The following is a 6,079-nucleotide window of genomic DNA, read 5'->3' as shown; positions in this document are numbered from 1 at the left end:
CGTGCGGGCGCCCGCGGACACGCGCCACCGGGTTGCGCCGGGGGCGACCGCAAGGCGGCCGGCGGCCGAAACGAGCCCCGTCGATGCCGCGCGCGCCCCTGGCAACCGCGACGTCTTCCGCGACCTCGATCGCTTTCATCACGCCATGCTGGCGAGTTCATCGATGGGCATGTCGCCGATCAGCCTGCTCGCCGCATGGCAGGACTGGCTGCTGCATCTGTCGCTGGCGCCGGGCAAGCAGGCGGAACTCGCCTTGAAGGGGCTGGAGAAGATCCAGCGTTTCCGCGGCTTCCTCGCCGCCAGCGCGGCGGCCGCGGACGGCCGCGCGGCGTGCATCACGCCGCTGCCGCAGGACCGGCGCTTCGCGCATCCCGGCTGGCAGTCGCTGCCGTTCAGCGCCTTCAGCCAGTCCTTCCTGCTCTGGCAGCAATGGTGGCACAATGCAACCACGGGCATCGCCGGCGTCTCCGGCAAGCACGAGCGGCTGGTGGAGTTCTACAGCCGCCAGGTCCTGGACATGGTCTCGCCGTCGAACTTTCCCGCCACCAATCCCGAAGTGATCGAGCGGACGATGCAGGAGGGCGGCGCCAATTTCGTCGCCGGCTTCCAGAACCTGCTGGCCGATCTGACCGATCACCTCGATGGCCCCCCGGACGGCGCATCCGACGCCTTCCGGCCAGGCCACGAGGTCGCGGTGACGCCGGGCGAGGTGGTCTTCCGCAACGAGCTGATCGAACTGATCCAGTACCGGCCCGCCACCGGAACGGTGAAGGCGGAACCAATCCTGATCGTCCCGGCCTGGATCATGAAGTACTACATCCTCGATCTGTCGCCGGAAAACTCGCTGATCCGTCACCTCGTCGGACAGGGCCACACGGTGTTCTGCATCTCCTGGCGCAATCCGGGTCGCGAGCAGCGCGACGTGTCCTTCGACGACTATCGTCGCCTGGGACCGATGGCGGCGCTCGACGCCGTGCAGGCGATAACCGGCAGCGCGACGATCCACGGCGTCGGCTACTGCCTCGGCGGAACCCTCCTGTCGGTCGCGGCCGCCGCGATGGCCCGCGACGGCGACGACCGCCTCGCCAGCCTGTCGCTGTTTGCCGCGCAGGTCGATTTCGACGAACCGGGCGAAATCGGCCTGTTCATCGACGAGAGCCAGCTCGCGCTGCTCGAGGACGTCATGTGGAGCGAGGGATACCTGGACCAGCGCCGCATGGCCGGCGCCTTCCGCATGCTGCGCTCCCAGGATCTGGTCTGGTCGCGTCTGGTGAGCCGCTACCTGCTCGGTGATCGGCCCGAGCTCAACGACCTGATGGCCTGGAATGCCGACAGCACCCGGATGCCCTATCGGATGCACGCGGATTATCTGCGCCAGTTCTTCCTGAACAACGATCTGGCCCAGGGCCGCTTCAGGGTCGGCGGGCGCGCCATCCATCTGGAAGACATTCGCGTGCCGACTTTCGCCGTGGCGACCGAGACCGACCACGTCGCGCCCTGGCGGTCGGTGTTCAAGCTGGTTCATCTGCTGAACACCGACATCGATTTCGTGCTGACCAATGGCGGGCACAATGCCGGCATCGTCTCGGAACCGGGGCATCCCGGCCGCGTCTACCGCCTGCTCAGCCATCGCGATGGCCAGCCGCATCCCGATCCCGACGGCTGGACGGCCTCGGCGCCGAAACAGCCTGGATCATGGTGGCCGGCCTGGACGGACTGGCTCGACCGGCATTCCAGCGGCGAGGTTGCCCCGCCGCCGATGGGACGCGCCGATGCGGGCTACGCGCCGCTCTGCGCCGCCCCCGGCCACTATGTGCTGCAGCCGTGACGAAGCCGGCCAGTCACCCGCATTTTCTAGAACACGGCAATGGGAGTTCGATCATGAAGACGCCAGGGTTTCGTCTCGCCGCATTGTTCCTCGGTTCGCTGCTCGCTGGCGTCACCGCGGGCGGCGCATCGGCGGAGGATGCGGAGCAGGCCTACGGGCGGCAACTGGTCGAAGCCAATTGCGCGGGTTGCCATGCGATCGGCACGAGCGACGAAAGCACCCATCCGGAAGCGCCCGCCTTTCGCACGCTGTCCGAGCGATACCCGCTCGATGCGCTGGAGGAAGCCTTCGTCGAGGGAATTTCGACCGGCCATCCCGACATGCCGGAATTCGTCGCGTCGCCCGCGCAGATCGGCGCCATCATCGCGTATCTCGACACGCTTCAGCCGTAGCGGTCGACGGTGACACGGTGCGCTTCGCGCCGGGTGGTGGCAGGATCGGGTATGATGGGAGATCGTCGGGCGCAAGGCCGGCGCTGGAGCGTGCCGCCGGTCGGCGGCGGGTCGGCCGCATGCGCCGCAACGCCGAAAGGCGTCGCGCAGGCGTCGTCAGTTGATGGTCATCACCACCACGTCGTCGTCGCGGTCTGGGCGCGAGACGCCGCGCACCGGCGCAAACCGGTCGAAACGCGCATCGCCATCCAGCTGGCGACCGGCTTTCATGGCTTCGCAGGCGGCGCGGGCCGCCTCGTAGGCGCTGTAAGGTATTTGTTCACGAAGCTTCGTCATCTTCGATTCCTCCAGTAGCGTCACTCAAGCGCCAGATATTGTCCTAATTCTGGCGGGGAACTCTTTTCCTCCTTCCCTGGCGATGGCCAGCAGGCAGACGGGCGTTTCGCGGCCCCACACCTGACCATCGCAGGCGAGGTCGATCTCGCTCCTGACCGGCTTGCGCTCGTCGTCGCCGGCCGCGCCGCGCGGTGCCACCGGCGCTGCGGCGGGCGACGGTCCGGCCGCCTGCCACGGCGTGGCGATCGACAGGATCGCGACGGTCGCCACGACCGAAAACAGTCCCATCGGATGTTCGGCGGCGCGGCGGCGCAGGGCGGGGACGGACAGGGCCGCCAGGGTGGCCGGCTGCGCGTGAATGGCTTGATTCTGGGTCATCGTCGTTGCCTCGGTCTTGTTCTGGACGCTGATCCCTTGAAACACGCGGCGCCAGACCAGACTGCCGAAAAATTCACAGATGCATTTCAGCCTGAAATGCGGATGCAGCCGCAAGGTTGCATGACGCCGGACGGTGCGGCGGCGACTAACCCTCCGGTATTCCAGCGCTTTCCCGCGCGCGCATCCGCCAGCTCTCCTCGCTGATCGACTAAGATGTTGCTAGAGAACGACTTTTGTGGCTATATTGAATGAACATTCAACAATTTGGAGACGGCTCGTGAACGGTCCCCTGCGCGACGTGGCCATTCCGAACGGGTGGGACAGGCGCGGCCTTCCCGGCTGGACCTATCACAGTCCGGCCCTTCTGGAGCTCGAGAAGGAGCAGGTTTTCCGCAGTCACTGGCAGATCGTCGGCCATGTCTCCGACGTGCCGGACCCGGGCGACTATCTGGCGATGGACGTGGTGGGGGAGCGGGCGCTGGTGGTCCGGGGCAAGGATGGCGTGGTGCGCGCCTTCCACAATCTGTGCCGGCATCGCGGCAGCCGTGTGGTCGCCGACAGCCAGGGCAACTGCAAGGGCGCGCTCGTCTGCCCGTTCCACGGCTGGGTCTACAATCTCGATGGCACGCTGCGCGGCGCGGCGCGTCCGTTGACCTTTCCGGAGCTCGACAAGGTGGAATTCGGCCTGAAGCCGATCGATCTCGAAATCTGGATGGGCTTCCTCTTCGTCCGCTTCCGTCAGGGACCCCAGCCATCCGTGGCCGAACTCATGTCTTCGGTGGAACAGGAGATCAGCCATTACCGGATCGGCGAGATGGTGCCGTCCTGGGGAATCTGGACGCAGACCTCGCAGGTGAACTGGAAGTCGGTGCGCGACGTCGACAATGAAGGCTACCACGTCGCCATGGCGCATCCGGCGCTGCAGGACCTTTACGGCGCCACCTATTTCGACGAGCCCTTCATCAACGGCGTGTCGCGGTCCTGGGCAACCTACAATCCCCATGCCGGCCGCCGCTGGAGCGTTCGCAATTATGTCCGCATCGCGCCCCGGCCGGCTCATTTGCCCGAGGAGCTGAAAACCGCCTGGATCTATTACGGCATCTTTCCCAATGCCGTCATCGCGGTCACGCCGGAGACGGCGCAGTTCTATCAGGAGTTCCCGCTGTCGACCGGCGAGACCTTGCTGCGCGGGGCGATCTACCGCTATGCCGACGAGAGCCGCGAACAGGCCGCCGCCCGCTATCTCGCCTTCCGCATCGACCGCGACACGATGGCCGAGGACGTCCAGCTGTCGGAATGGTCCAACGAATCCATGCAGTCCAACGCCTTCGAAGGCTTCTACCTGTCCGACCTCGAATATGGCGTGCGCACCCACCACGATCACCTCAGGAAGATGCTGCCGGTGATGTCGCTGGAAACGGCGCCGGAAGAGAAGGACGTCTGGAACCTCAACGAGGCGCTGCTCAGCCGCGGCTGACGGGCGCGGTCACCCGCGCGAGGGAGCAGGGCCCACGTAGCGGGCGCGCGGCCGGATCAGCGTCTCCGTCTCCAGTTGCTCGATGGCATGGGCGATCCAGCCCGCCGTCCGCGCGATGGCAAAGAGCGCGGTTTCATGGCCGATCGGCAGCGCGAGCGTGCGCATCAGCACGGCCAGCGCGAAATCGATGTTCGGATGCAGCCCCGTCGCTTCCGTGATCGATGCCGGCGCCTCGATGGCCAGACGCCGGTCGGCGCCCGCTCCGGCGAGGGCGGACAGCAGCGCCTCGGCGCGCGGATCGCCGTCGCGGTAGACCGCATGGCCGAAGCCGGGCACCGCATGGCCGAGCGCCACCCGGTCGCGGATCTTGGCGCCCATGTCGCCCTCCGCCAGATCGGCGACCATCTGGGCGGCGAGCGGCCCGGCGCCGCCATGGCGCGGCCCCTTCAGCGCCGCGAGGCCGGCAATCGCCGCGTCATAGAGGTTGAGGCCGGTCGACGCCGCGCAACGCACCGTGAAGGATGACGCGTTGAGCTCGTGATCGGCAAGCAACACGAGCGCGCGGCGCAGCAGCGCGCGTGCCTTGGCGTTGCCGGGCGCCCAGGCACCCGCGACCTGCTCGTGCAGGGGGCGGGCGGATGGCGGCGCGTCGAGCACGGCAGAAGCGACCAGGCGCATGACACGCGCGCCGGTCTGCGCGCGACCGAGCGGCGCGCGGTTGAAGGCGCGCGGATCGGTTTCGCCGGCCAGCGCCAGGACCGCGATGGCGCGCGACAGCGGACCTGCCGTCTTCGCCGCCGCGCCGACGGCGCGCATGGCATCGCTGACCACCGGCATGTTCGCCGGGCTGAACGGGTCCGCCGCATCGAAGCCCCACAGCAGCGTGGCGGCCTGTTCGAGGCTCCCGTCTTCGGCCAGCGCGACCGCCGGGACGCCGCGATAGATGGGGCCGGCCTCGGTGATCGTCGACACGGCCGTGTCGAGAACGGGTGCATCGGCGTCGCTGCCGCGCGGCGCGCCGAAGGGCGCGCGACGTCCTTTCAGCGCGCGAACGTCCTCGGCCCGGTAGCGCCGGGTCCGCGTCTCGGCCGAAGGCTCGGAGCGGATCATCCCGCGGCTGACATAGGCGTAGAGCGTCGCGGGCGAGACGCCCAGTTCGCCGGCCGCCTCCCGAGCGGAGAGATAAAGCGCCTGATCGATTTTTTCCATGTTGATCAAGCTAATCAAGATTGATCAATATGGAAAGAGGTCTCACCTTCGCTGCGAAAGCACAAAGGAGACCGACATGACCCTTCATTCCAGACCGCCCGCCGGCCTCGACGGCGTCGTTGCCGCCGCCACCGCGCTGTCCCACGTCGATGGCGCCGAAGGCCGGTTGATCATCGCGGGCGCACAGGTCGACGACCTCGCCGGCCAGCTTTCCTTCGAAGGCCTGACCGCGCGGCTGTGGTCGCTCGCGAGCGGCTCGCCGATCGGCGAAGCCACCGTTCGCCATTCCCTCGGTGTCGCGCGGGCGCGCACCTTCGAGCGTCTCCCGGCGATCCTGGCGGCGGCGGAGGGGCTGCCGGTGGTCGCCGGCGTTCGTGCCGGCGTCGCGGCGCTCGGACCCGTCGGCGGCCTTCCCGACGAGGCCGTGCTGGTCGGTGCCATGCCGGTCATCGCGGCGGC

Annotated in this window: 7 protein-coding genes; 4 read left to right on the top strand and 3 right to left on the bottom strand. The window is 67.9% G+C overall.

The window, feature by feature from the left end; translation table 11 throughout:
• The first annotated feature begins 1 nt into the window (after position 1).
• A complete protein-coding gene (locus tag EJC49_RS19600) occupies positions 2 to 1,828 on the top strand; it encodes a PHA/PHB synthase family protein (protein WP_425358833.1) in 1,827 nt (608 codons plus the stop codon).
• Positions 1,829 to 1,881: 53 nt separating this feature from the next.
• Complete coding sequence (locus tag EJC49_RS19595) at positions 1,882 to 2,220, top strand: c-type cytochrome (protein ID WP_126701629.1); 339 nt, start codon at positions 1,882 to 1,884, stop codon at positions 2,218 to 2,220.
• Between the two features lie 156 nt (positions 2,221 to 2,376).
• Here the strand turns inward: EJC49_RS19595 and EJC49_RS19590 are convergent, their stop codons facing one another.
• Together EJC49_RS19590 and EJC49_RS19585 are read right to left on the bottom strand one after the other, a co-directional pair.
• Positions 2,377 to 2,556: a hypothetical protein gene (locus tag EJC49_RS19590; protein ID WP_126701628.1), complete on the bottom strand. Its 180-nt coding sequence runs from the start codon at positions 2,554 to 2,556 to the stop codon at positions 2,377 to 2,379.
• A gap of 24 nt (positions 2,557 to 2,580) precedes the next feature.
• Positions 2,581 to 3,048, bottom strand: a complete 468-nt coding sequence (locus EJC49_RS19585) for a hypothetical protein (protein WP_126701627.1) — start codon at positions 3,046 to 3,048, stop codon at positions 2,581 to 2,583.
• Between the two features lie 163 nt (positions 3,049 to 3,211).
• On the opposite strand from EJC49_RS19585, the gene EJC49_RS19580 reads away from it, so the two are divergent.
• Positions 3,212 to 4,411, top strand: a complete 1,200-nt coding sequence (locus tag EJC49_RS19580; RefSeq protein ID WP_126701626.1) for an aromatic ring-hydroxylating oxygenase subunit alpha — start codon at positions 3,212 to 3,214, stop codon at positions 4,409 to 4,411.
• A 9-nt stretch (positions 4,412 to 4,420) separates the two neighbouring features.
• Here the strand turns inward: EJC49_RS19580 and EJC49_RS19575 are convergent, their stop codons facing one another.
• Positions 4,421 to 5,620 carry a citrate/2-methylcitrate synthase gene (locus EJC49_RS19575; RefSeq protein WP_126701625.1) on the bottom strand — a complete coding sequence of 400 codons (1,200 nt, stop codon included), beginning with the start codon at positions 5,618 to 5,620 and terminating at the stop codon, positions 4,421 to 4,423.
• A gap of 76 nt (positions 5,621 to 5,696) precedes the next feature.
• Between EJC49_RS19575 and EJC49_RS19570 the strand changes: the two genes are divergently transcribed.
• Positions 5,697 to 6,079: citrate/2-methylcitrate synthase (locus tag EJC49_RS19570; RefSeq protein WP_280960055.1), on the top strand; the 383-nt coding region annotated here is incomplete at its 3' end.

It is taken from the genome of Aquibium carbonis, assembly GCF_003970795.1.
GTDB classification, from domain to species: Bacteria; Pseudomonadota; Alphaproteobacteria; order Rhizobiales; family Rhizobiaceae; genus Aquibium; species Aquibium carbonis.
This window is presented reverse-complemented; position numbering and strand designations above follow the sequence as displayed.

Excerpts from the sequence above, each read along its gene's own strand:
- EJC49_RS19575 (WP_126701625.1), bottom strand. The coding sequence starts at position 5,620 with ATGGAAAAAATCGATCAGGCGCTTTATCTCTCCGCTCGGGAGGCGGCC.
- EJC49_RS19595 (WP_126701629.1), top strand. The coding sequence starts at position 1,882 with ATGAAGACGCCAGGGTTTCGTCTCGCCGCATTGTTCCTCGGTTCGCTG.
- EJC49_RS19590 (WP_126701628.1), bottom strand. The coding sequence starts at position 2,556 with ATGACGAAGCTTCGTGAACAAATACCTTACAGCGCCTACGAGGCGGCC.